Origin of the sequence: Cellulomonas sp. GbtcB1 (assembly GCF_019091725.1) — a bacterium.
GTDB lineage: Bacteria > Actinomycetota > Actinomycetes > Actinomycetales > Cellulomonadaceae > Cellulomonas.
In genome coordinates this window covers 1-19,905 of record NZ_JAGXJG010000010.1, presented here as the reverse complement: position 1 = coordinate 19,905, position 19,905 = coordinate 1, and the positions used below count along the sequence as shown (strand labels likewise).

At 76.1% G+C, this 19,905-nt stretch carries 22 protein-coding genes; 7 read left to right on the top strand and 15 right to left on the bottom strand.

The genetic code is table 11. The features are described from left to right. Nucleotides 1-57: 57 nt before the first annotated feature. A complete protein-coding gene (locus KVT14_RS05530) occupies nucleotides 58-1,044 on the top strand; it encodes an aldo/keto reductase (RefSeq protein ID WP_217614761.1) in 987 nt (328 codons plus the stop codon). A gap of 98 nt (nucleotides 1,045-1,142) precedes the next feature. Here the strand turns inward: KVT14_RS05530 and KVT14_RS05525 are convergent, their stop codons facing one another. Then, nucleotides 1,143-1,637 carry a hypothetical protein gene (locus tag KVT14_RS05525; protein ID WP_217614760.1) on the bottom strand — a complete coding sequence of 165 codons (495 nt, stop codon included), beginning with the start codon at nucleotides 1,635-1,637 and terminating at the stop codon, nucleotides 1,143-1,145. A gap of 285 nt (nucleotides 1,638-1,922) precedes the next feature. Here KVT14_RS05525 and KVT14_RS05520 point away from each other — a divergent pair, with 285 nt between their 5' ends. Genes KVT14_RS05520 through KVT14_RS05510 form a run of 3 tightly spaced genes read left to right on the top strand, consistent with a single transcriptional unit; the run spans nucleotide 1,923 to nucleotide 5,046 of the window. Beyond that, on the top strand, nucleotides 1,923-2,990 hold the full coding sequence (locus tag KVT14_RS05520) for an acyl-CoA dehydrogenase (protein ID WP_217614759.1): 1,068 nt from the start codon (nucleotides 1,923-1,925) through the stop codon (nucleotides 2,988-2,990). Beyond that, the gene (locus tag KVT14_RS05515; protein WP_217614758.1) at nucleotides 2,984-4,342 is read left to right on the top strand and encodes a bifunctional PIG-L family deacetylase/class I SAM-dependent methyltransferase; all 1,359 of its coding nucleotides are present in this window, start codon (nucleotides 2,984-2,986) and stop codon (nucleotides 4,340-4,342) included. The genes KVT14_RS05520 and KVT14_RS05515 overlap by 7 nt, the downstream gene beginning before the upstream one ends. Then, complete coding sequence (locus KVT14_RS05510) at nucleotides 4,339-5,046, top strand: glycosyltransferase (protein ID WP_308160903.1); 708 nt, start codon at nucleotides 4,339-4,341, stop codon at nucleotides 5,044-5,046. Before KVT14_RS05515 ends, KVT14_RS05510 begins: the two co-directional genes overlap by 4 nt. Nucleotides 5,047-5,058: 12 nt before the next feature. Here KVT14_RS05510 and KVT14_RS05505 read toward each other — a convergent pair whose 3' ends face one another. From KVT14_RS05505 to KVT14_RS05475, 7 genes are all read right to left on the bottom strand, one after another. Further along, nucleotides 5,059-5,751 carry a hypothetical protein gene (locus tag KVT14_RS05505; protein WP_217614757.1) on the bottom strand — a complete coding sequence of 231 codons (693 nt, stop codon included), beginning with the start codon at nucleotides 5,749-5,751 and terminating at the stop codon, nucleotides 5,059-5,061. Continuing rightward, nucleotides 5,748-6,347 (bottom strand): RNA polymerase sigma factor, encoded by a 600-nt coding sequence (locus KVT14_RS05500; protein WP_217614756.1) that lies wholly within the window; start codon nucleotides 6,345-6,347, stop codon nucleotides 5,748-5,750. The genes KVT14_RS05505 and KVT14_RS05500 overlap by 4 nt, the downstream gene beginning before the upstream one ends. Further along, nucleotides 6,344-7,447, bottom strand: coding sequence for an amidoligase family protein (locus KVT14_RS05495; RefSeq protein WP_217614755.1), 1,104 nt, complete (start codon nucleotides 7,445-7,447; stop codon nucleotides 6,344-6,346). Before KVT14_RS05495 ends, KVT14_RS05500 begins: the two co-directional genes overlap by 4 nt. Nucleotide 7,448: 1 nt before the next feature. Beyond that, the gene (locus KVT14_RS05490; protein WP_217614754.1) at nucleotides 7,449-8,006 is read right to left on the bottom strand and encodes a hypothetical protein; all 558 of its coding nucleotides are present in this window, start codon (nucleotides 8,004-8,006) and stop codon (nucleotides 7,449-7,451) included. Nucleotides 8,007-8,041: 35 nt separating this feature from the next. Then, on the bottom strand, nucleotides 8,042-8,614 hold the full coding sequence (gene soxR / locus KVT14_RS05485) for a redox-sensitive transcriptional activator SoxR (RefSeq protein ID WP_308160916.1): 573 nt from the start codon (nucleotides 8,612-8,614) through the stop codon (nucleotides 8,042-8,044). Between the two features lie 5 nt (nucleotides 8,615-8,619). Next, entirely contained in the window at nucleotides 8,620-8,946 is a 327-nt protein-coding gene (gene fdxA / locus KVT14_RS05480) for a ferredoxin (protein WP_217614752.1), read from the bottom strand. Between the two features lie 92 nt (nucleotides 8,947-9,038). Next, nucleotides 9,039-9,539, bottom strand: coding sequence for a MarR family winged helix-turn-helix transcriptional regulator (locus KVT14_RS05475; RefSeq protein WP_217614751.1), 501 nt, complete (start codon nucleotides 9,537-9,539; stop codon nucleotides 9,039-9,041). A gap of 39 nt (nucleotides 9,540-9,578) precedes the next feature. Here KVT14_RS05475 and KVT14_RS05470 point away from each other — a divergent pair, with 39 nt between their 5' ends. Then, complete coding sequence (locus KVT14_RS05470; RefSeq protein ID WP_308160902.1) at nucleotides 9,579-10,463, top strand: EamA family transporter; 885 nt, start codon at nucleotides 9,579-9,581, stop codon at nucleotides 10,461-10,463. 69 nt (nucleotides 10,464-10,532) lie between these two features. Here KVT14_RS05470 and kdpC read toward each other — a convergent pair whose 3' ends face one another. The 5 genes from kdpC to KVT14_RS05445 all read right to left on the bottom strand — a co-directional run bounded on the left by kdpC (nucleotide 10,533) and on the right by KVT14_RS05445 (nucleotide 16,352). After that, nucleotides 10,533-11,141: a K(+)-transporting ATPase subunit C gene (gene kdpC / locus KVT14_RS05465; protein ID WP_217614749.1), complete on the bottom strand. Its 609-nt coding sequence runs from the start codon at nucleotides 11,139-11,141 to the stop codon at nucleotides 10,533-10,535. Nucleotides 11,142-11,166: 25 nt separating this feature from the next. Then, a complete protein-coding gene (gene kdpB / locus KVT14_RS05460; protein WP_217614748.1) occupies nucleotides 11,167-13,344 on the bottom strand; it encodes a potassium-transporting ATPase subunit KdpB in 2,178 nt (725 codons plus the stop codon). A 5-nt stretch (nucleotides 13,345-13,349) separates the two neighbouring features. Beyond that, nucleotides 13,350-15,020, bottom strand: coding sequence for a potassium-transporting ATPase subunit KdpA (kdpA, locus tag KVT14_RS05455; protein ID WP_217614747.1), 1,671 nt, complete (start codon nucleotides 15,018-15,020; stop codon nucleotides 13,350-13,352). Beyond that, nucleotides 15,020-15,109 (bottom strand): potassium-transporting ATPase subunit F, encoded by a 90-nt coding sequence (locus KVT14_RS23395; protein ID WP_147795050.1) that lies wholly within the window; start codon nucleotides 15,107-15,109, stop codon nucleotides 15,020-15,022. Before KVT14_RS23395 ends, kdpA begins: the two co-directional genes overlap by 1 nt. 349 nt (nucleotides 15,110-15,458) lie before the next feature. Beyond that, nucleotides 15,459-16,352: an aldo/keto reductase gene (locus tag KVT14_RS05445; protein ID WP_217614745.1), complete on the bottom strand. Its 894-nt coding sequence runs from the start codon at nucleotides 16,350-16,352 to the stop codon at nucleotides 15,459-15,461. Nucleotides 16,353-16,512: 160 nt separating this feature from the next. Between KVT14_RS05445 and KVT14_RS05440 the strand changes: the two genes are divergently transcribed. Continuing rightward, a complete protein-coding gene (locus KVT14_RS05440) occupies nucleotides 16,513-17,145 on the top strand; it encodes a nucleotidyltransferase domain-containing protein (RefSeq protein WP_217614744.1) in 633 nt (210 codons plus the stop codon). Further along, a complete protein-coding gene (locus KVT14_RS05435) occupies nucleotides 17,142-17,540 on the top strand; it encodes a hypothetical protein (protein ID WP_217614743.1) in 399 nt (132 codons plus the stop codon). Before KVT14_RS05440 ends, KVT14_RS05435 begins: the two co-directional genes overlap by 4 nt. Nucleotides 17,541-17,557: 17 nt before the next feature. Here the strand turns inward: KVT14_RS05435 and KVT14_RS05430 are convergent, their stop codons facing one another. Then, entirely contained in the window at nucleotides 17,558-18,550 is a 993-nt protein-coding gene (locus KVT14_RS05430; RefSeq protein WP_217614742.1) for an SDR family oxidoreductase, read from the bottom strand. Nucleotides 18,551-18,560: 10 nt separating this feature from the next. Then, on the bottom strand, nucleotides 18,561-19,841 hold the full coding sequence (locus KVT14_RS05425) for an amidohydrolase family protein (protein ID WP_308160901.1): 1,281 nt from the start codon (nucleotides 19,839-19,841) through the stop codon (nucleotides 18,561-18,563). Nucleotides 19,842-19,905: the final 64 nt, after the last annotated feature.

The following is a 19,905-nucleotide window of genomic DNA, read 5'->3' as shown; positions in this document are numbered from 1 at the left end:
CACGCACCCGTCCCGTCCGGCCGGGTGCACCCCGTCGACCCCACGGAGGGCACCGCCATGCACACCCGCACGCTCGGACAGGGGCTCGAGGTCTCGGCCGTCGGCCTCGGCGCCATGGGCATCTCCATGTCCTACGGCCCCAACCCCGGCGACCGCGACGACATGATCGCGGTGCTCCGCGGGGCCGTGGACCTCGGCGTCACGTTCGTCGACACCGCCGAGGTCTACGGCCCGTACGTCAACGAGGAGCTGGTCGGCGAGGCGCTCGCGCCGATGCGCGACCGGGTGGTAATCGCCACCAAGTTCGGCTGGGACATCGCTGACGGCCGGATGGTCGGGCTGAACTCGCGCCCCGAGCAGATCCGCGCGGTCGCCGAGGCGTCGCTCCGCCGGCTCCGGGTCGAGGCGATCGACCTCTTCTACCAGCACCGGGTCGACCCGGACGTGCCGGTCGAGGACGTCGCCGGGACGGTGGGCGAGCTGGTGGCCGAGGGCAAGGTGAGGCACCTCGGGCTGTCCGAGGCGGGCGCGGCCACGATCCGCCGCGCGCACGCCGTGCACCCCGTGACCGCGGTGCAGTCGGAGTACTCGCTGTGGACGCGCGACCCCGAGCCCGAGGTGCTGCCGACGTGCGCGGAGCTGGGCATCGGGTTCGTGCCGTTCAGCCCGCTCGGCAAGGGGTTCCTCACCGGCACCGTCGACTCCTCGACGACGTTCGCGGAGGGCGACATCCGGCACCGGGTCCCCCGGTTCACCGCCGAGAACCGGGACGCGAACGAGGCCCTGGTGGCGCGGGTGCGCGCTCTGGCCGAGGCCCGCGGGGCCACGCCGGGGCAGGTCGCGCTCGCGTGGCTGCTCGCGCAGCACCCGTGGGTCGTGCCGATCCCGGGCACCCGGCGGCTCTCCCGGGTGCAGGAGAACGCGGACGCCACGACGGTGGCCCTGTCGGCCGACGAGCGGGCCGAGCTCGACGCCCTCGCGACGACGGTGGGCGTCTCGGGCAACCGCTACGACGACGCGGGCATGGCGATGGTCGGCCGCTGAGCGCGCCGGCACCCCGGCCTACGGTTTCCCGCCCAACCGCCCGCGATCGGCGTGGGCGCGGCCGGAAACCGTAGGCCGCGCCCACGCGGCGACCGGCGTCAGGCGCGCGGGAGCGGGCGCGGGGGCGCGGACGGCTGGTCCGGGAGCAGGGCGACCACCGTGGTGAGCACGCCCCACACCAGCGCCGGTCGGGTGTGCGCGAACCGCACGCCGGCGGCGCGGCGGCGCTCGCCCCGGCGGAACACGGCGCGCTCGATCGCGACGACCGACGCCACGGACCCGGCGAGCACCGCGGCGCCCGCGCCCACCGCCGACGCGCGGCCGCCCGGCGACATCGAGCCCCACATCGCCGCCCAGTCGACCTGCTCGGCCTCGGGGTCCTGCGCGTCGGCCTCGCGCTGGGCGCGCACCTCGGCGAGCCCGCGGCGCATGTCCGGCACGGACGTGGCGACGACGACGGCGGTCAGGGCGGCCTTGGCCCAGCCGCGGCCGGCGCGGGACCGGATCAGGTCCGGCGCGGCGTAGTAGGCGGTCGCGGCCAGTCCGCCGACCGCGGCGTTCAGCACGCGGGAGACGGGCGGGGTGGACGGCATGACGGATCCTCCGAGGTGGTCGACGGGTCGTCCCGCCACGCTAACCAGCGACCCGCGCGGCCCACATCCGTCCTGCGGCGGAGCGGCGTGGTCCGTCCGGCGGACCACGTCCAGGTCGGGGCCGGTGCCCCGCGCCGCACCGGCACGCCCGAGCGGCACCGCCCGGTCGGGCGGATCGGCTGGTCAGCGGTTCCCCCCGCTGGCGGCGCCGTCCGGCGCGAGCGATGATCGCGGCCGGAACCGCCCCCCGGCGGATCCGCCGATCCCCGAGCCGCGAGGAGACCCATGCCCGACGGCACCCGCCCCGTCCGCCTCCAGGACGCCGGCCCGCCGCCGGACCTGCTCCTCGCCCCGCTCCCGGCGACCGTCGCCGACGCGCTCCGGACGGCCGCTGCCTGGCCGGACCACCTGCGCCCCGGCGCCGGGTCGACCGCCGCGCTCTGGGAGCTCCTCGCCACGCTCGCCGCCCACGACCTCGCCGTCGCGCGGGCCGTGGAGCCGCACCTCGACGCCCGCGCGATCCTCGACCAGACCGGGACCGGCAGCCCCCTCGACGCCGCCGCGACCACCTGGGGCGTGTACGCGGCCGAGGACCCCGGCCCGGCGCTCACGGCCACCGCCGTGGACGACGGCTGGCTCCTCGAGGGCACCAAGCCCTGGTGCTCGCTGGCGAGCGACCTGGACGCCGCGCTCGTCACCGCCCGCGTGGCTGACGACGACGCCCGCCGCGGCCTGTTCGCCGTCGACCTGCGGGCCGCGGAGGTCCAGCCCGTCGACGCCCCGTGGCCGTCGCGCGGCCTCGCGGAGATCCCGAGCACCCCGGTGCGGTTCGACCGGGCGCGCGCGACGCTGGTCGCCGAGGGCGCCTGGTACCTGGACCGACCGGGGTTCTGGTGGGGCGCGATCGGCGTCGCGGCGTGCTGGTTCGGCGGGGCGGTCGGCGTCGCCCGGCGCCTGCACGCGCACGCCGCGGCCCGCCCCGACGACCGGCTGCTCGCCATGCACCTCGGCGCCGTCGACGAGCGCCTGGCCGCCGCGCGCGTGGTCCTCGCGGACGCCGCCGCCCGCGTCGACGCGTCGGGCGCGGCCACCCGCGGCGGGCTCGACCCGGAGCCGGAGGAGGCCCGCGCCGCGGGCCGGGTGCTCGCGAAGCGCGTCCGCGCGACCGTGGCCCGCACCTGCGAGGACGTGCTGCGGCTCGCCGGCCACGCGCTCGGCCCCGGGCCGCTGACCCAGGAGCCCGAGCACGCCAAGCGCGTCGCCGACCTGGAGGTCTACGTCCGGCAGCAGCACGCGGAGCGCGACGACGCGTCGCTCGGCGGCCTGCTCGCGGCGGGACCGGCGCCGTGGTGATCTTCGACGGCCGGGCGGGCGGCACCCCGGCCGGCATCTGGGAGGCCTCCGCGCGGTTCGCCGCCCTGCCCGGGCTGGCGCTGCCCGCGGGCCGCACGGTCGTCGTGGCGGCGCACCCCGACGACGAGACCCTCGGCGCCGGCGGCCTGCTGCACCGGCTCGCGGAGGCCGGGCGGCCGGCGGACGTCGTCGTCGTCACCGACGGGGCGGGCTCGCACGCCGGCTCCGTCACCCTGGCCCCGGAGGACCTGGTCCCGATGCGGGCGCGCGAGCTGGCGGCGGGCGTCGCCGTGCTGTCCCCGGGGTCGACCGTCACCACGCTCGGCTTCCCCGACGGCGGGACGCGCGAGCACCGCGAGGCGGTCGCGACGGCGCTGCGCGCGGCGGTCGGCGACGAGCCGCTCGCCGTCCTGGTCGCGCCGTGGCGCGGCGACGGCCACCGGGACCACCGCGTCGTCGGGGAGGTCTGCGCCGAGCTCGCGGCCGAGACGGGCGCGCGGTTGCTCGAGTACCCCGTGTGGCTGTGGCACTGGGCGACGCCGGACCACGCCGACGTGCCGTGGGACCACCTGCGCGCGCTGCCCCTCGACGACCGGGACCTCACCGCGAAGCGCCGCGCGCTCGCGCAGCACGTCACCCAGACGCAGCCCTGGTCGCCCGCACCCGAGGACGCCGCGCCGCTGCACCCGGAGTTCCTGCGGAACTTCGACCGGGACGTCGAGCCGTTCGTGGTCGCCGACGACCTGCCCGCCGGCGTCCCGACGGAGTACTTCGCCGGGAAGTACGAGCGGCGCGACGACCCGTGGGGGCTCGGGACGCGGTGGTACGAGGAGCGCAAGCGGGCGCTCACGCTCGCGGCGCTGCCGGCCCGGCGGTACGGCTCGGTGCTGGAGGTCGGCTGCTCGGTCGGCACGCTCACGGCCGAGCTGGCCCGGCGGAGCGACCGGCTGCTGGCGACCGACGTGGTGCCGGCCGCCGTGGAGGCCGCCCGGGAGCGGGTCGCCGACCAGCCGCACGTGACGGTGCGCCGGCACGACGCCCGGTCCGGGGTACCGGCGGGACCCTACGACCTCGTCGTGCTGTCCGAGGTCGCGTACTACCTCACCCGGCCCGAGCTGCTCGACCTGGTGGAGCGGCTGCGCCCCGAGCTCGCACCCGGCGCCACCGTGCTCGGCTGCCACTGGCGGCACCCCGTCGCCGAGCACGCCCAGACCGGCGACGACGTCCAGGCGACGCTCGACCGCGCGCTGGGGCTGGCCCGCGTGGCGTCGTACCGGGACGCGGACGTGGCACTCGACGTGTGGTCCGCCGACCCCGCCTCCGTGGCGGAGCGCGAGGGCCTGCTGCCGTGACCCGGCGACCGGCAGCCGCGCGCCCGCCCGTCGAGCGGCTGCTGGTCGTCGTGCCCGTCCACGACGAGGAGGAGCTGCTGGCCGCGTGCCTGGCGTCCGTCGCGGCGGCCGCCGACGCCGCGGGAGCACCGGTGGACGTCGTGGTCGTGCTCGACGACTGCCGCGACGGGTCCGCCGCGGCGGCCGCGGCGGCGGGCGTGCGCACGCTGACCGTGCGGGCCGGAGCGGTCGGCGCGGCGCGGGCGGCCGGGGTCGCCGCCGGCCTCGCGCTGCGGGACGACGACCCGCGCTCGGTGTGGATCGCCTGCACCGACGCCGACACGGTCGTGCCCCCGCACTGGCTGCGCGGGCACCGCGCGCTCGCGGACGCCGGCGCCGACGTGGTGGTCGGCACCGTCCGCCCCGACCCGCGCGACCTCACCCCGCGGCAGCTCGCCGCGTGGCGCGCCACCCGGGTCCCCGGCCGGCCGAACGGGCACGTGCACGGCGCGAACCTCGGGATCCGCGCCGCCGCCTACCTCCGCGCGGGCGGCTTCGCCTCGGTCGTCGAGCACGAGGACGTGGACCTCGTGGCGCGGCTGCGGGCCGACCCCGAGGTCGTGGTGCGGGCGTCCGACGAGGTGGACGTCGTGACGTCCGGCCGCACGGTCGGCCGTACCCCGGGCGGCTACGCGGGCTACCTGCGGGACGCGTTCTCCGCCTGATGCGCCGTCGGGTCAGCCCTCGCCCGGGCCGATCGGCAGCGGCTGCCCGTCCCGCAGCAGGTCGCCCGCGCGGGCCTTCGCGGTGCTGATGTCGACCTGCCACAGCTCGGCGAGCCGCTCCGCGTCGCCGAGACCGTACCCGGAGTCCCAGAACGCCTCGGCCGGGTCGCCGGCCGTGGAGCCGGTGGCGGGCTCCGCCGCGCCCGGCGCGATCGGGGCGGTGCCGCCGTCGAGCAGCAGCTGCCCGGCGCGCGCCTTGGCGGTCGTCGCGTCGGTCTGCCACAGGTCCTCGAGCGCCGCGACGTCGTCCGACGTGTACCCGGCGTCCCAGAACGCCTGGTACTGCTCGCGGGTGTAGCCGGCGGGCATGGCGCTCCAGTCGACGCCCACCGCCCGCGCGGCGTCCTCCACCGCGACCGCGAAGCCGGAGTACGGGTTCGCCGCCGCCGCGGCCCCCGCGCCGACGACCGCCAGGGTGGTCGTGACGACGCCCGCCGCCGCGATCCGGCCCGCGCGGGAGATCGGCAGCGCGCGGACGACACCGCGCGGGTGCGCGTCCGCGCCGGCCGCGACGGCCGCGGCGATCCGGTCGGCGGCGGCGGAGGTGGCGGCGGGCGCGGGCTCGCGAGAGCGGAGGGCGGCGGCGATGCGCGCCTCGACGTCGTCGGGCGTGCCGCACGGTGCGGCGGGGCGGTGCTCGGTCATGACGGCTCCGGGGAGGTGGGGTCGGCGCGCCGCAGGGTGACGAGCGCGCGCGAGGCGTGGGAGCGGACGGTGGCGGCGGAGGTGCCGAGGACGCTCGCGATGTCGGCGTCGGCGAGGCCCTCGTAGTAGCGGAGCACGAGGACGGTGCGCTGCCGGGGCGGCAGGTCGGCGAGGCGGCGCCACATGGCGTCCTCCTCGGCCAGGCCGTGCGCGTGGTCCCCGGCGCTCCCGGCGTGGGCGGCGAGCACCTCGTCGGCGGCGGGCCGGATCGTGCGGACGTGCCACCGGCGGCGCCAGGACAGGTGCTCGTTCGTGACCATGCGGCGCAGGTACAGGTCGGGCCGCTCCATGAGCGCGATGCGGTGCCACCGCACGTGCGCGCGCAGCAGCACCTCCTGCACGAGGTCGGCCGCGGTGTGCTCGTCGCCGACCAGGACCGTCGCGTACCGGAGCAGGCCGGCCAGGTGCGTGCGGACGAGGTCGTCGAGGCCGCCGGCGCCTCCCTCCGCCGCGCGGGGGCCCTCGCGGACGGGCAGCGGCACGACCCGCGGCGTCGGCGCGCTCTCCGGGCCCGGCACGGGCAGGTAGGTCGTCATGCCCCGATCCCCGCGAGCGCCGCGAGCGCCCCGGCCGGGTCCCGCGCGGCGTCGGCCCCGGGCGGGGGCACCGGGCGGTCGTCGAGGCAGCGCAGCAGCAGCCGCTCGACCAGGGCCGCCCGGCCGACGATCTCCGCCGCGTCGGCCGACCCCGGCAGGATCCGCACCTCGACGGTGTCCCGGGCCGGGCGGGCGGCGACGAGCTGGGTGAGGTTCACGTCGGCGTACTTGGTGACCCCGGTCCCACGGGCCGCCGCCGCGAGGTCGGCCCAGGTCGCGGGCGCGTCGCGCTCCACGAGCGCCACCAGCTCGGCGGGCAGCGGCGCGAGCCGCCGGCACGCGGGGTTGGTCCCGAGCGCCGCCCAGAGCGGCTCGCGCCACCGCCCGAACAGCCGGACCAGGTTCGCGAACGCGGCCGGCCGTCGGAACGGCGACCCGTCGACGTGCAGGTGCACCGCGGCCTCGACCGGCACGGTGAACCCGAGCGCCCGGGCCGGGGCGAGCAGCGCGTCGAGCGCGGCGCCGTGGTCCCGGGCCAGCGGAGGCGTGATCACCTCGCAGGGCCGCTCGCGGCCCCCGGGCAGCGGCATCGCGACCGCCACGGTGGCGCCGGTGGCGTCGTTGACGCGCGCCGCGCCGCCGACCAGCTCGACCACGGTGCCGAACAGCGCCGCGACCGGCGCGAGCACGTCCGGCAGCGCCGCCGCGGGATCGACCTGCCGCTCGACCAGCCGCAGCAGCCGGGCGTCGTCGCAGAGCACCCGGTACCAGCCGCGGTGCCCCGGCGGCGTGCGCGGGGCCGCGGCGAGGTCGGCCTCGATCGTGATGTCGTCGACCAGCCGGGCGACCGGGGCGCCGTCCGGCCCGACGACGTCGAACGCCGGCGACAGGTGCCGGAACAGCCCGACGCCCGGCACCGCGGACGGCTCGGAGTCCGTGTGGGACGACCGCCGCACCCGCCCGCCGCACCGGGCGGCGAGGTCGTCGGCGAGCACCTGCCGGTCCGAGCCGGCGGGCGCGAGCAGCTCGACCTCGAACCCGGTGCGCAGGGTCAGCGTGGCGATGGTCGTCTCCTGGGCCGTCCGCGGTGCCGGGGTCACGTCAGGCGCCGGCCGGGGTGCCGGACGGGGCCACCGGGACAGTCTGCCCATCGATCAGGAGCTGACCGGCCCGCGCCTTGGTCTCGACCGTGTCCGTGCTCCACAGGTCGGCGAGCTCCGCGACGTCCTCGCCGGTGTACCCGGCGGCGAAGAACGCGTCGATCGCGGCCAGCACCTCCGGCGACAGCTCCGCGGTGGCGTGGGTGCCGGGGGCGAACGGCAGGGCGGCGCCGTCCAGCACCGCCTGGCCGGCGCGGGCCTTCGCCTCCGTCTCGTCGACGGACCACAGCTCCTCCAGCGCGACCAGGTCCTCGGCCGTGTAGCCCGACGTCCAGAACGCGCGGTACTGCTGCTCGGTGTAGTCCGCGGGCATCTCGCTGAAGTCGGTGCCCTCGTTCGCGGCGTCGAACTCCGCGACGAGCTCGGGCCGGGGCTCGACGGTGAACGCGCCCGTGGCGGCGGCCAGACCGGCGCCGGCGAGGCACAGGCCGGACGCGGCGGCGCCGATGGTCAGCAGGCGGATGGACCGCGAGCGGGTGGGGCGGGTGGTGCTGGTCACGGGGACCTCCAGGTGGGTGCGACGTGCGTGCCCCCCTAGAACGCGGCCCGGCCCCCGGATGTGGAGTCCTGGCCGGGTCGGATCTCGCCCGGGCCGGCCCCGGGGTCCGCGGCGAGGTCCGGCGCGGGCCCCCGCGCCACCTCCGCGTCGAACCGCACCGGCCCGGCCCCGCGCTCCCCCAGCACGTCGTCCGGGTTGAGCAGCGCGCACGCCTTGAGCGACAGGCAGCCGCAGCCGATGCAGCCGGCGAGGTCCCGCTCCAGCCGCTCGATGGTGCGCCGGCGCTCCTCCAGCCGCTCCTTCCACTCCCGGGACAGCCGTCGCCACTCGCCGGTGGTCGGGGCGCGGTCGATCGGCACCGCGGCGAACACCTCGCTGAGCTCGGCCAGCGGGACGCCGAGCCGCTTCGCCACGACGATCAGCGAGATCCGGCGGAGCATGTGCCGGGCGTACCGGCGCTGGTTGCCTGCCGTCCGGGTCGACACGATCAGGCCGCGGCGCTCGTAGAAGTGCAGGGCGGAGACGGGCACGCCGGTGCGGCGGCTCACCTCGCCGACCGACAGCGTGTCCTCCGGCTCCACGGGACCCCCTCGGTGCGACGCGGCGATCGGCCTCAGTCGCCGTGCACCTGGAGCGGCAGCGTGGCGATCACCGGGTGGTCGAAGGTCTGCGCCCCGGTCCGCGCGGCGCCGCCGGGCGAGCCGAGGGTGTCGAAGAACTCGACGTTCGCCTTGTAGTACTCGCTCCACTGCTCGGGGAGGTCGTCCTCGTAGTAGATGGCCTCGACGGGGCAGACCGGCTCGCAGGCGCCGCAGTCCACGCACTCGTCGGGGTGGATGTACAGGCTGCGCTTGCCCTCGTAGATGCAGTCGACCGGGCACTCCTCGATGCACGCCTTGTCCTTGACGTCCACGCAGGGCTGGGCGATCACGTACGTCACGAGGCCTCCGTCCGGGCCCGCGCCCCGGCGGCCGGGCCCGCCTCGACGCTAGGACCTCAACCATGGTCGAGATCAAGGCGCGGTGGCCGAGGTCACACCCCGCGGTCCAGCGCCGCGAGCCACCGGCGGAGCAGCCGCTCGAGCTCCGCCGCGTCCTCCTCGGGGCCGAGCAGGTCGAGCAGCCGCCGCTCGTTCGCCATGTGCGCGGTGAACGCCGCGTCGATCGCCTCCCGGCCGCGCGGCGTGAGCGCGACGACCCGCCCGCGGCCGTCGACGGCGCTGGGCCGGCGGGTGACCAGGCCGGCGCGCTCCAGCCGGTCGACCCGCTTCGTCATCGCCCCGGTGGTCACCATCGTGTGCGCCGCGAGGTCGCCCGGCGCGCGCTCGTACGGCTCCCCCGCCCGGCGCAGCGCGGCGAGCACGTCGAACTCGCCCTCGCCGAGCCCGTGCTCCCGGTAGACCTCGGTGATCTCGCCGGTGAGGGCGAGCGCGAGCCGGTGCAGCCGGCCGATGACGCCCTGCGGGCGCACGTCGACATCCGGTCGCTCGCGGGCCCACTCCTGCTGGATGCGGTCGACATGGTCCGGTGCCATGGCCCGATCATATCTTCCACGGAAGGTATAGTCGCTTCCGTGGAAGACAACCGCCGCTGGCTGCCCATCGCCGCGATCGCGCCGGTCCTCTGGGGCAGCACCTACTACGTCACGCGGCACGCGCTGCCCGCCGACAGCCCGCTGTGGGGCGGCGTCCTCCGTGCGCTCCCGGCGGGGATCGTGCTGCTCGTGCTGGCCCGCCGGCTGCCGCGCGGGTCGTGGTGGTGGCGGTCGTTCGTGCTCGGGACCCTCACCGTCGGGGCGTTCTTCGCGCTGGTCTACGTGGCGGCGCAGGCGCTGCCGAGCAGCATCGCGTCGACCGTGATGGCCGTCGGGCCGGTCGCGATGATGCTGGCGGCGTGGGTGCTGCTCGGCCAGCGCCCGCGGCTGCGGGCCGTGGTCGGCGGCGTGCTGGGGATCGTCGGCGTGGCGGTCATGCTGCTCGGCGGCGGGGACGGCGCCGGCCTCGACCCGCGCGGGATCCTCGCCTCGGTCGCCGCCATGCTGATGTCGTCGATCGGGTACGTGCTGGCCAACCGCTGGCAGGGCGAGGTCGAGGTGCTGCCGCTGACCGCCTGGCAGCTCGTCGCGGGGGCGCTGGTGCTGCTGCCGGTGGCGGTCGCGGTCGAGGGGGCGCCGCCGGCGCTCGACGGCACGGCGCTGCTCGGGTTCGCGTACGTCTCGCTGATCGCGACCGCCGTGGCGAACGTGGCGTGGTTCGCCGCGCTGCGGCACCTCGGGCCGTCGACGGTCGGGCTCGTGGGGCTGCTCAACCCGGTGACGGGCGTGCTGCTCGGGACGGTGCTCGCGGCGGAGGTGCTGACCTGGCGCCAGGTCGCGGGCATCGCGGTGGTGCTCGGGGCGATGGCGCTGGGCGCGACCCGGGCACGGCGCCGGGTGCCGGAGGTGGTCGGCGCGCGGTAGCCCTGTCGCCGAGCTCGGTGCTCCCCGGCACCGAGCTCGGCGACAGGCACCGAAGTCGACGCGCCGCGCTCAGGACCCCGCGCGGTCCAGCGCCAGGTTCAGCTCGAGGACGTCCACCGCCGGCTCGCCCAGCACGCCGAGCGCGCGGCCCGTCGTCGCGGCGGCCACCAGCGCGCGGACCTGCCGCTCCGGCAGCCCCCGCTCCCGCGCCACGCGGGGCACCTGCAGCTCCGCGTAAGCCGGGCTGATCTGCGGGTCGAGCCCCGAGCCCGACGCGGTCACGGCGTCCGCCGGCACCGCCGCCACGTCGACCCCTTCGAGGGCCGCGACGGCCTCGCGGCGTGCTTCGATCGCGGCGACCAGGTCCGGGTTCTCCGGCCCCAGGTTCGACCCCGACGACGCGGCCCCGTCGTACCCGTCGCCGGCCGCGGACGGCCGGGACTGGAAGTACCGCGGCAGCGGCGCGCCGTCGGCGTCGGTGAACGACTGGCCGATCAGCGACGACCCGACGACGGCGCCGTCCGCCCCGGTCACGAGGGACCCGTCGGCCCGCGCCGGCATCAGCCGGCCGAGCCCCGTGACGAGCAGCGGGTACGCGACCCCGAGGATCACGGTGAGGACCAGCATCGCCCGCAGGGAGACGACGAGGTGCGACCAGGTGGTGCGAGGGGAGCTCACGGCTCTCTCCTTCAGTCCGAGGGGGTCAGAAGCCGGGCAGCAGGCTGACGACTAGGTCGATCAGCTTGATGCCGAGGAAGGGCGCGACGACGCCGCCGAGGCCGTAGACCAGCAGGTTGCGGCCGAGGATCGACGACGCGGCCGCGGCGCGGTACAGCACCCCGCGCAGGGACAACGGGATCAGCGCGACGATGACCAGCGCGTTGAACACGATCGCGGAGAGGATCGCGGACGCGGGCGACGACAGCTGCATGATGTTGAGCGCTGCCAGGCCCGGGAACACCCCGGCGAACAGCGCGGGGATGATCGCGAAGTACTTCGCGACGTCGTTCGCGATGGAGAAGGTCGTCAGCGCGCCGCGGGTGATGAGCAGCTGCTTGCCGATCCGGACGACGTCGATCAGCTTGGTCGGGTCCGAGTCGAGGTCGACCATGTTCCCGGCCTCCTTGGCGGCCGAGGTGCCGGTGTTCATCGCCACGCCGACGTCGGCCTGCGCGAGCGCGGGGGCGTCGTTGGTGCCGTCCCCGGTCATCGCGACCAGGTTGCCGCCCTCCTGCTCCCGCTTGATCAGCGCGAGCTTGTCCTCCGGGGTGGCCTCCGCGAGGAAGTCGTCCACCCCGGCCTCGGCGGCGATCGCCTTCGCGGTCAGCGGGTTGTCGCCGGTGATCATCACCGTGCGGATGCCCATCGCGCGCAGCTCGGCGAACCGCTCGGCCAGGCCGTCCTTGACGACGTCCTTGAGGTGCACGACGCCGAGGACCCGGCCGCGGCCGGACCAGTCCTTCGCGGCGACGACGAGCGGGGTGCCGCCGTCGGACGAGATGCCCTCGACCAGGCCGTCCAGCTCCCGGCGCACGGGAGCCGGCAGCGTCCCCTCCTCCTCGAGCCACACGACGACGGCCGAGCCGGCGCCCTTGCGGATCCGGGTGACGTCCGGCAGGTCGACGCCGCTCATCCGGGTCTGCGCGGTGAACGGCACGACCTCCGTGCCCGCGGCGATCGTCGCGGCGTCGCCCGCCACGCCCTGCCCGGCGGCGAGGTCGACGATCGACTTCCCCTCCGGGGTCGGGTCGGCGGCGGAGGCCTGCGCGGCGGACCGCACCAGGTCGTGCGCGTCCACCCCGGCCAGCGGCAGGAAGGCCACGGCCCGCCGGTTGCCGTAGGTGATGGTGCCGGTCTTGTCGAGCAGCAGGGTCGTGACGTCGCCCGCCGCCTCGACGGCGCGGCCGGACATCGCCAGCACGTTCCGCTGCACCAGCCGGTCCATGCCGGCGATGCCGATCGCGGACAGCAGGGCCCCGATCGTCGTCGGGATCAGGCACACCAGCAGCGCGACCAGCACCGGCACGCTCACCGACGCCCCGGAGTACCCGGCGATCGGGTTCAGAGTCAGCGCGACCACCACGAACACGATCGACAGCGACGCCAGCAGGATGTTCAGCGCGATCTCGTTCGGCGTCTTCTGCCGGGCCGCGCCCTCGACCAGGGCGATCATCCGGTCGACGAACGTCTCCCCCGGCTTCGAGGTGATCCGCACGACGATGCGGTCGGACAGCACGCGGGTGCCGCCGGTGACGGCGGACCGGTCGCCGCCGGACTCCCGGACCACGGGCGCGGACTCGCCGGTGATGGCGGACTCGTCGACCGAGGCGATGCCCCAGACGATGTCGCCGTCGCCCGGGATCAGCTCGCCCGCGGTGACCACGACGACGTCGCCGAGCACCAGGTCCGGCGAGGCGACCGGCCGGGTGCGGGCGCGCGCGGCACCCGGGTCGCGCACGGGGTCGTACCCGTCGACCACCGCGGCCGTGGTGCTCGACCGGGTCTGCCGGAGGCTGTCCGCCTGGGCCTTGCCGCGACCCTCGGCGACGGCCTCCGCGAAGTTCGCGAACAGCACCGTGAGCCAGAGCCACACGGCGATGCCGGCGGTGAACGTGGCCGGGGTGCCGGTCCCGCCCGACTGCTCGGGGCCGCCGGTGAACGGCTCGACGACGGCCAGGACCGTGGTGAGCGCAGCGCCGACCTCGACGACGAACATCACCGGGTTGTGCCACATCAGGCGCGGGTCGAGCTTGCGGAACGTGTCCGGCAGCGCCTCACGGGCCTGGGCGGGGCTCAGCCCGCGGGGGCGGCGCGGGGCGGGCGCGGCCGGGTCGGCCGGGCCCGTCGTCGGGGCAGCGTCGTGCTGCAGGGCAGTGCTCATCGACGTCACAGACCTTCCGCCAGGGGACCCAGCGCGAGAACGGGGAAGTAGGTGAGGGCGGTCACGATCACCGCGACGCCCGTGAGGAGGCCGACGAACTGCGGCCGGGAGGTGGGCAGGGTGCCGGCGGTGGCGGGGACCTTGTCCTGCGCGGCGAGCGAGCCCGCGAGCGCCAGCACCAGCACGATCGGGACGAACCGGCCGAGCAGGATCGCGACGCCGAGCGCGGTGTTGAACCACGGGGTGTTCGCGGTCAGGCCGGCGAACGCCGAGCCGTTGTTGTTCGCCGCCGACGTGAAGGCGTACAGCACCTCGGAGAAGCCGTGCACCCCCGGGTTCCAGATGGAGGTGGACTCGACCGACGCCCGCACGCCCGGGATCGCGAAGGACAGCGCGGTGCCGGTGAGGACGAGCGTCGGGGTCACCAGGATGTACAGCGAGGCGAGCTTGATCTCGCGCGGGCCGATCTTCTTGCCGAGGTACTCCGGCGTGCGGCCGACCATCAGGCCGCCGACGAAGACCGCGATGACCGCGAGCACGAGCATCCCGTAGAGCCCGGACCCGACGCCGCCGGGGGCGATCTCGCCGAGCATCATGTTGATCATCGGGAACAGCCCGCCGAGCGCGGTGAACGAGTCGTGCATGCCGTTGACCGCGCCGGTCGACGTCAGCGTGCTGACGCCGCCGAACAGCGTGGTCGCCGCGATGCCGAACCGCTGCTCCTTGCCCTCCATCGCGGCACCCGCCAGCTGCGGGGCCGCCCCGGCGCCGTGGCTCTCCACGACCGTCAGCAGCACGGTGCTGGCCAGGAAGATCGCGCCCATCGCGGCGAGGATCGCGTAGCCCTGCTTGTGCGAGCCGACCATGCGGCCGAACGTCCGGGGCAGCGCGAACGGGATCGCGAGCATGAGCACGACCTCGAACAGGCTGGTCCAGCCCGTCGGGTTCTCGAACGGGTGCGCGGAGTTCGCGTTGAAGAACCCGCCGCCGTTGGTGCCGAAGAGCTTGATGACCTCCTGCGAGGCCACCGGTCCGCCGGGGATCGACTGCACGCCGCCGGCCAGGGTGGTGACATCCGTGGGTGCGGCCCAGTTCTGGATGACGCCGCCGGCGATCAGCACCACGGCCCCGACCACCGAGACCGGCAGCAGGACCCGCAGCGTGCCGCGGGTGAGGTCGACCCAGAAGTTGCCGATCGTGCCCGTGCGGCGGCGGGCGAACCCGCGCACCAGGGCGACCGCGACCGCCATGCCGACGGCCGCCGACACGAAGTTCTGCACCGCCAGGCCGAGCACCTGAACCGAGTACCCGAGGGTCTGCTCCGGCGAGTACGACTGCCAGTTGGTGTTGCCGACGAACGACGCCGCCGTGTTGAACGCCAGGTCGGGACGGACCGCGGGCAGGCCCAGGTCCCACGGCAGCACGGCCTGCGCCCGCTGCAGCAGGTAGACGAGCAGGACGCCCACCAGCGAGAACGCGAGCACGCTGCGCACGTAGGAGCGCCAGGACTGCTCGGACCGGGAGTCGACGCCCACGAGCCGGTACAGGCCGCGCTCGACCCGCAGGTCGCGCGGCGACGTGTACACGTGGGCGAGGTAGTCGCCGAGGGGCCGGTACAGCGCCGCGATCACGACGGCCACCAGCAGCAGCTGACCCGCGGCCAGCCAGCCGGCCATCAGAACCGCTCCGGCTTCACGAGCGCCCACACCAGGTAGACGACCGCCGCGACGCCGAGCGCCGCCGCGACGAGGTCGAGGACGATCACAGCCTCTCGACCCCCGCGGCGACGGCGCTCACGAGCGCGAACAGGGCGACCGCGGCCACCACGAACACCAGGTCCAGCACGGGGGGACTCCAGACGTCGAACCGCGCCGGCGGGCCCCGGGGTGGGCGCCGCGCCGGCGGACCCGGGTCGGTTCCCCGGGCCGTGTCCCATCCGACTCCCGCCGCGGCGCGGCGGCGGCCATCCTCACGGGTTCCATACGGGCCGCGGCCGGTTCCTGACGGATCGCGTGCGCGGGAGTCCCGCCCCGGCCCGAACCTCCCGGGGGACGACGACGCCCCCGGTCACGCGGCGGCGGTGACCGGGGGCGGCGCGGCGTCGGGGAGCGGCGTCAGCCGACGTCGAGCCCCACCGCGCGCGAGCAGCGCTCGACCTCCTCGGCGGTGAGCGCCAGGTCGGCCGCCCGCGCGGAGTCGGTGATCGACGCCGGGCGCCGGGCACCCGGGATCGCGACCAGCACGTCGCTCAGCGCGAGCTCCCACGCGAGGACGACCTGCTGCGGGCTGACCCCGTGCGCCTCGCCGATCTCCTGGAACACGGAGAACCGGTCGCCGACGCCGCGGCCGCCGCCGCCCGTGCCGCCCAGCGGGCTCCACGGCAGGAACGCGATCCCGTGCTCCTCGCAGTACCGCAGCTCGTCGTAGCTGCCGGGGTGCCGCGGCGAGAACTCGTTCTGCACGCTCACCAGGCCGCCGTCGCCCAGCACCTGCTGCGCGATCTCGATCTCCTCGACGCTGGCGTTGGAGATGCCGATCTCGCGGATCTTGCCCTCCTGCTTGAGCGTCGCCAGGTGCTCCATGATCTCGCCGTAGACGAGCCACCGGTCGGGGCGGTGGTACTGGTACAGGTCGATCGCCTCGACGCCGAGCTCGCGCAGGGACTTCTCGACCGCCGACCGCAGGTAGGCGAGGGATCCGTCGCGGCCCCACTGCTCGCCCTCGCTGCGGGTGATGCCGCCCTTGGTGGTGATCAGCAGGCCGTCGGTGTCACCGCCCCAGGTGCGGACGGCCTCGGCGACGATGCGCTCGTTGTGGCCCATCTGGTCCCACGTCGGCGCGTAGATGTCGGCGGTGTCGATCAGCGTGACGCCAGCGTCGAGCGCGGCGTGCACGGTCGCGATCGCCTCGTCGTGGTCCGGGTAGACCTTGTCGTTGTTCATCGACATCGGCATGGCGCCGAGGCCGATCGCGGAGACGGTGTACGGGCCGATGCTGCGGTGCTGCACGGGTGCTCCTTCGCGGCGGGCGCCCCGCGGCGGGCTGCGGCGGGGCCGGGGTCCAGCATGGCCCGGCTCCTGCAGCGGGGCCATCGCGGCCACCGCGTCAGAATACTGGCGCTGCGCCAGAATAGTTGCACCCGGGCTGGACGAGCGCGAGGATCGGCGCATGGACCTCTCCGACCCGCTCCGGTCGCTCATCCCCAGCCTCGACTCCGCGGCCCTCGCGGTGCTGGCCGGCACGGAGTCGGCGCTGTCCGCCAGCCAGGTGGCCCGCCTCGCAGGGCGGGGCAGCCGGGCCGGGCTGTCGCTGGTGCTGGAGCGCCTCAGCGTGACCGGCCTGATCACCGCCGAGCCGTCCAACACGGGAGCGATGTACCGCCTGAACCGGAGCCACGTGCTCGCCCCGGCGGTCGAGTCCGCGGTGGCCGCGCGCCGAGAGGTCGTGTCCCGCCTCCGCGCGGCGGTCGGGGCGCTGACGCCCGTGCCGGCGCACGCGTCGCTGTTCGGCTCCTTCGCGCGCGGCGCAGGCGACGAGGCCTCCGACCTCGATCTTCTGGTGGTGACACCGCCCGGCCTGGACCGGCAGGCTGAGTCGTGGCGCGCGCAGATGCGGGCCCTGGAGGACGACGTGCTGACCTGGACCGGCAACACCCTCGAGCCCCTCGTGCTGTCCACCGACGAGCTCGTCGCCGCGGCCGCCGCCGGGGAACCGCTCGTGGAGGAGCTCGCGCGCGACGCCCTCGTGCTCGTCGGGTCGGCGTTCGACGCGCTCCTGCCCGGACGGAGCGGCCCGTCGTGAACGCACGGCGGCTCGCCACCCGGCGGCAGGACGCGCCGCACGCGACGGCGCGGCGGAGGATCGCGGAGAAGTACCTGGAGGTGGCCGAGCTGATCGAGGCCGAGGACGGCGCGGCGGTCAACGTCTGCGTCGGGCTGTGCGTCCTGGCAGGCATCGCCGCCGGTGATGCGATCTGCGTCGCCGCGACGGGCGAGCGGTATGCAGGTCAGGACCACGCCGCGGCGGCCGAGCTGCTGTCGCGGGTCGACAGCCGGCACGGCAAGGGACTGCGCGATCTGGTCGCGCTCAAGCCGGCCGCCCACTACGGCACCGGCCTCCTGACCGACCGGGACCGTCGGGCCGCGCTCCGCGCGGCGGGGTCGCTGGTCGAGGAGGCCCGGGCACGCACGACCTGATCGCGCGTCCCGTCCCCTCACCCCACGCGGAAGCGGGCCACCAGGTCGTCCATCACCGCGTCCAGGCGCGTGTCGACGGAACGGCGTGCCGGGTCTGCGTCGTGCCAGTCGACGATCTCCCGGGCGCCCTGCTCGAACCGGATGGTCGTCGCGAAGTCGGGCACCAACCGGCGGAGCTTGGTCGTGTCGAACACCATCGAGTGCGCCTTGTCCCCCAGCAGCCCCGCGCCCCACTCCGGGTCGGCGGCGGCGATCGCGTCGGACGGCACGTGCACGATCCGCGGCTCGACGCCCGCGGCGGCCGCGAGCGCCCGCACGATCTGGTCCCAGGTGAGCGCGTCGTCCGAGGTGATGTGGAACGCCTCGCCGCGCGTCCGCGGGCTCCCGAGCAGCGGGACCATGCCGCGCGCGAAGTCCTCGTGGTGCGTCAGCGTCCACAGGGAGGTGCCGTCGCCGTGCACGACGACCTCCCGGCCCTGGCGCATCCGCTCCATCGCGGTCCAGCCGCCGTCGAGCGGCACGAGCGTCCGGTCGTACGTGTGCGACGGCCGGACCACCGTCGCGGGGAAGCCCGAGTCGCGGTACGCCCGCACCAGCAGGTCCTCGCACGCGATCTTGTCCCGGGAGTACTGCCAGAACGGGTTGCGCAGCGGCGTCGACTCGGTGACCGGCAGCCGCTCCGGGGGCGTCTGGTAGGCCGACGCGGACGAGATGAACACGTACTGGCCGGTCCGCCCCGCGAACAGGTCGACGTCGGTCTGCACGTGCTCCGGGGTGAAGGCGACCCAGTCGACGACCGAGTCGAACTCACGGGACCCGAGCGCGGCGCGCACGGACGCCGGGTCGCGCACGTCGGCCTGGACGACCTCGGCGCCGTCCGGGAGCGGGCGGGTCGCGCTCGACCCGCGGTTGAGGACCGTGACGTCGAACCCCCGCTCGACCGCGAGCCGGGTGACGGCCGAGCTGATGACGCCGGTGCCGCCGATGACGAGGAGCCGCGTTGCTGCCATGCCCGGCACGCTAGCCGAGCGACCGCGGCGCCGCCGGTCCGTGCCGCAGGGCGCGCCCCGGCCGCGCGTCCGTGCGCTCGCCGTCCGCGACCACCGGCTCGCCGCCGAGCAGCACCCAGGGGATCCCGGCCGCGGTCCGCCGCGGCTCCGCGAACGTCGCGCGGTCGGCGACGGTCGCCGGGTCGAACGCCACCAGGTCCGCCACGTACCCGGGCGCGACGCGCCCGCGGTCCCGCAGCCCGAGCCGCTCCGCCGGCGTCCCCGACAGGTGCCGCACCGCCTCGGCGAGCGTCAGCACGCCCTCCTCGCGGACGTAGTGCCCGAGGTAGCGGGCGAACGTCCCGGCGCCGCGCGGGTGCGGCTTCGCGCCGACGAGGATGCCGTCGCTGCCACCGGTGTGCCGGGGGTGCCGCATCACCGCCCGGACGTTCGCCTCGTCGCCGACGTGCTGCAGGATGCCCGTCCCGAGCCGGTCCGCCACCAGCAGGTCGAGGAACACCTCGGCCGCGGGCCGCGCCTCGTCGCGCGCGATCCCGGCGACGGTCCGCCCGACGCGGTCCGCGAGCGCCGGGTCCCGCACGCCCGCGACCTCGATCGTCGACCAGTCGACGGGCACGCCGTGGCAGCCGTCGCTGCCGACCACCTCGACCTCGTGGGCGACCCACGCCCGGGTCGCGGGGTCCCGCAGCCGCTCGACCGTGGCCTCCGGCCCGCCGGTGGCCACCCGGCTGGGCAGGAGCGCGGACAGCGTGGTGGCGCCCGGCAGGTAGGGGTAGGAGTCGAGCGTGACGTCGACGCCGTCGGCGAGCGCGCGGTCGACGAGCGCGAGCAGCTCGCCGGCCCGGCCCCGGTTCTCCGGGAAGTTCATCGTGGCGTGCGAGAGGTGCAGCGCGGAGCTCGCGCGGCGCGCGACCTCGTCAACCTCGGCGTACGCGGGGAGCGCCCCGGCGCCGTAGGAGCGCAGGTGAGGCGCGTAGTACCCGCCGTGCGCGGCGACGACCTCGCAGAGCGCGACCAGCCCGTCGGCGTCGGCGAACATCCCCGGCACGTAGGTCAGCCCCGACGACATCCCGAACGCGCCCTCGCGCATCCCCTGGTCCACGAGGGCGCGCATCGCGGCCACCTCCGCCGCGGTCGCCCGGCGGACCTCCGTGCCGACGACGTCCATCCGGATGGTGCCCAGCGCCAGCAGGTAGGCCACGTTGGTGGCGCTCCCGCGCCGGTCCACCTCGGCCAGGTACTCCGCGACCGAGCGCCAGCCGTAGCCGGCGTCCGGGACGACGTCGCGCACGGCATGGTCAAGGCCGAGGGGCTGCCCGACTGGGACGGCCACGTGTCGATGATCGAGGGGGCCG

What these genes read in the sequence shown, in the direction of transcription:
- KVT14_RS05530 (WP_217614761.1), top strand. Translation starts at nt 58, where the DNA reads ATGCACACCCGCACGCTCGGACAGGGGCTCGAGGTCTCGGCCGTCGGC.
- KVT14_RS05525 (WP_217614760.1), bottom strand. Translation starts at nt 1,637, where the DNA reads ATGCCGTCCACCCCGCCCGTCTCCCGCGTGCTGAACGCCGCGGTCGGC.
- KVT14_RS05520 (WP_217614759.1), top strand. Translation starts at nt 1,923, where the DNA reads ATGCCCGACGGCACCCGCCCCGTCCGCCTCCAGGACGCCGGCCCGCCG.
- KVT14_RS05505 (WP_217614757.1), bottom strand. Translation starts at nt 5,751, where the DNA reads ATGACCGAGCACCGCCCCGCCGCACCGTGCGGCACGCCCGACGACGTC.
- KVT14_RS05500 (WP_217614756.1), bottom strand. Translation starts at nt 6,347, where the DNA reads ATGACGACCTACCTGCCCGTGCCGGGCCCGGAGAGCGCGCCGACGCCG.
- KVT14_RS05475 (WP_217614751.1), bottom strand. Translation starts at nt 9,539, where the DNA reads ATGGCACCGGACCATGTCGACCGCATCCAGCAGGAGTGGGCCCGCGAG.
- kdpB (WP_217614748.1), bottom strand. Translation starts at nt 13,344, where the DNA reads ATGAGCACTGCCCTGCAGCACGACGCTGCCCCGACGACGGGCCCGGCC.
- kdpA (WP_217614747.1), bottom strand. Translation starts at nt 15,020, where the DNA reads ATGGCCGGCTGGCTGGCCGCGGGTCAGCTGCTGCTGGTGGCCGTCGTG.
- KVT14_RS05440 (WP_217614744.1), top strand. Translation starts at nt 16,513, where the DNA reads ATGGACCTCTCCGACCCGCTCCGGTCGCTCATCCCCAGCCTCGACTCC.
- KVT14_RS05430 (WP_217614742.1), bottom strand. Translation starts at nt 18,550, where the DNA reads ATGGCAGCAACGCGGCTCCTCGTCATCGGCGGCACCGGCGTCATCAGC.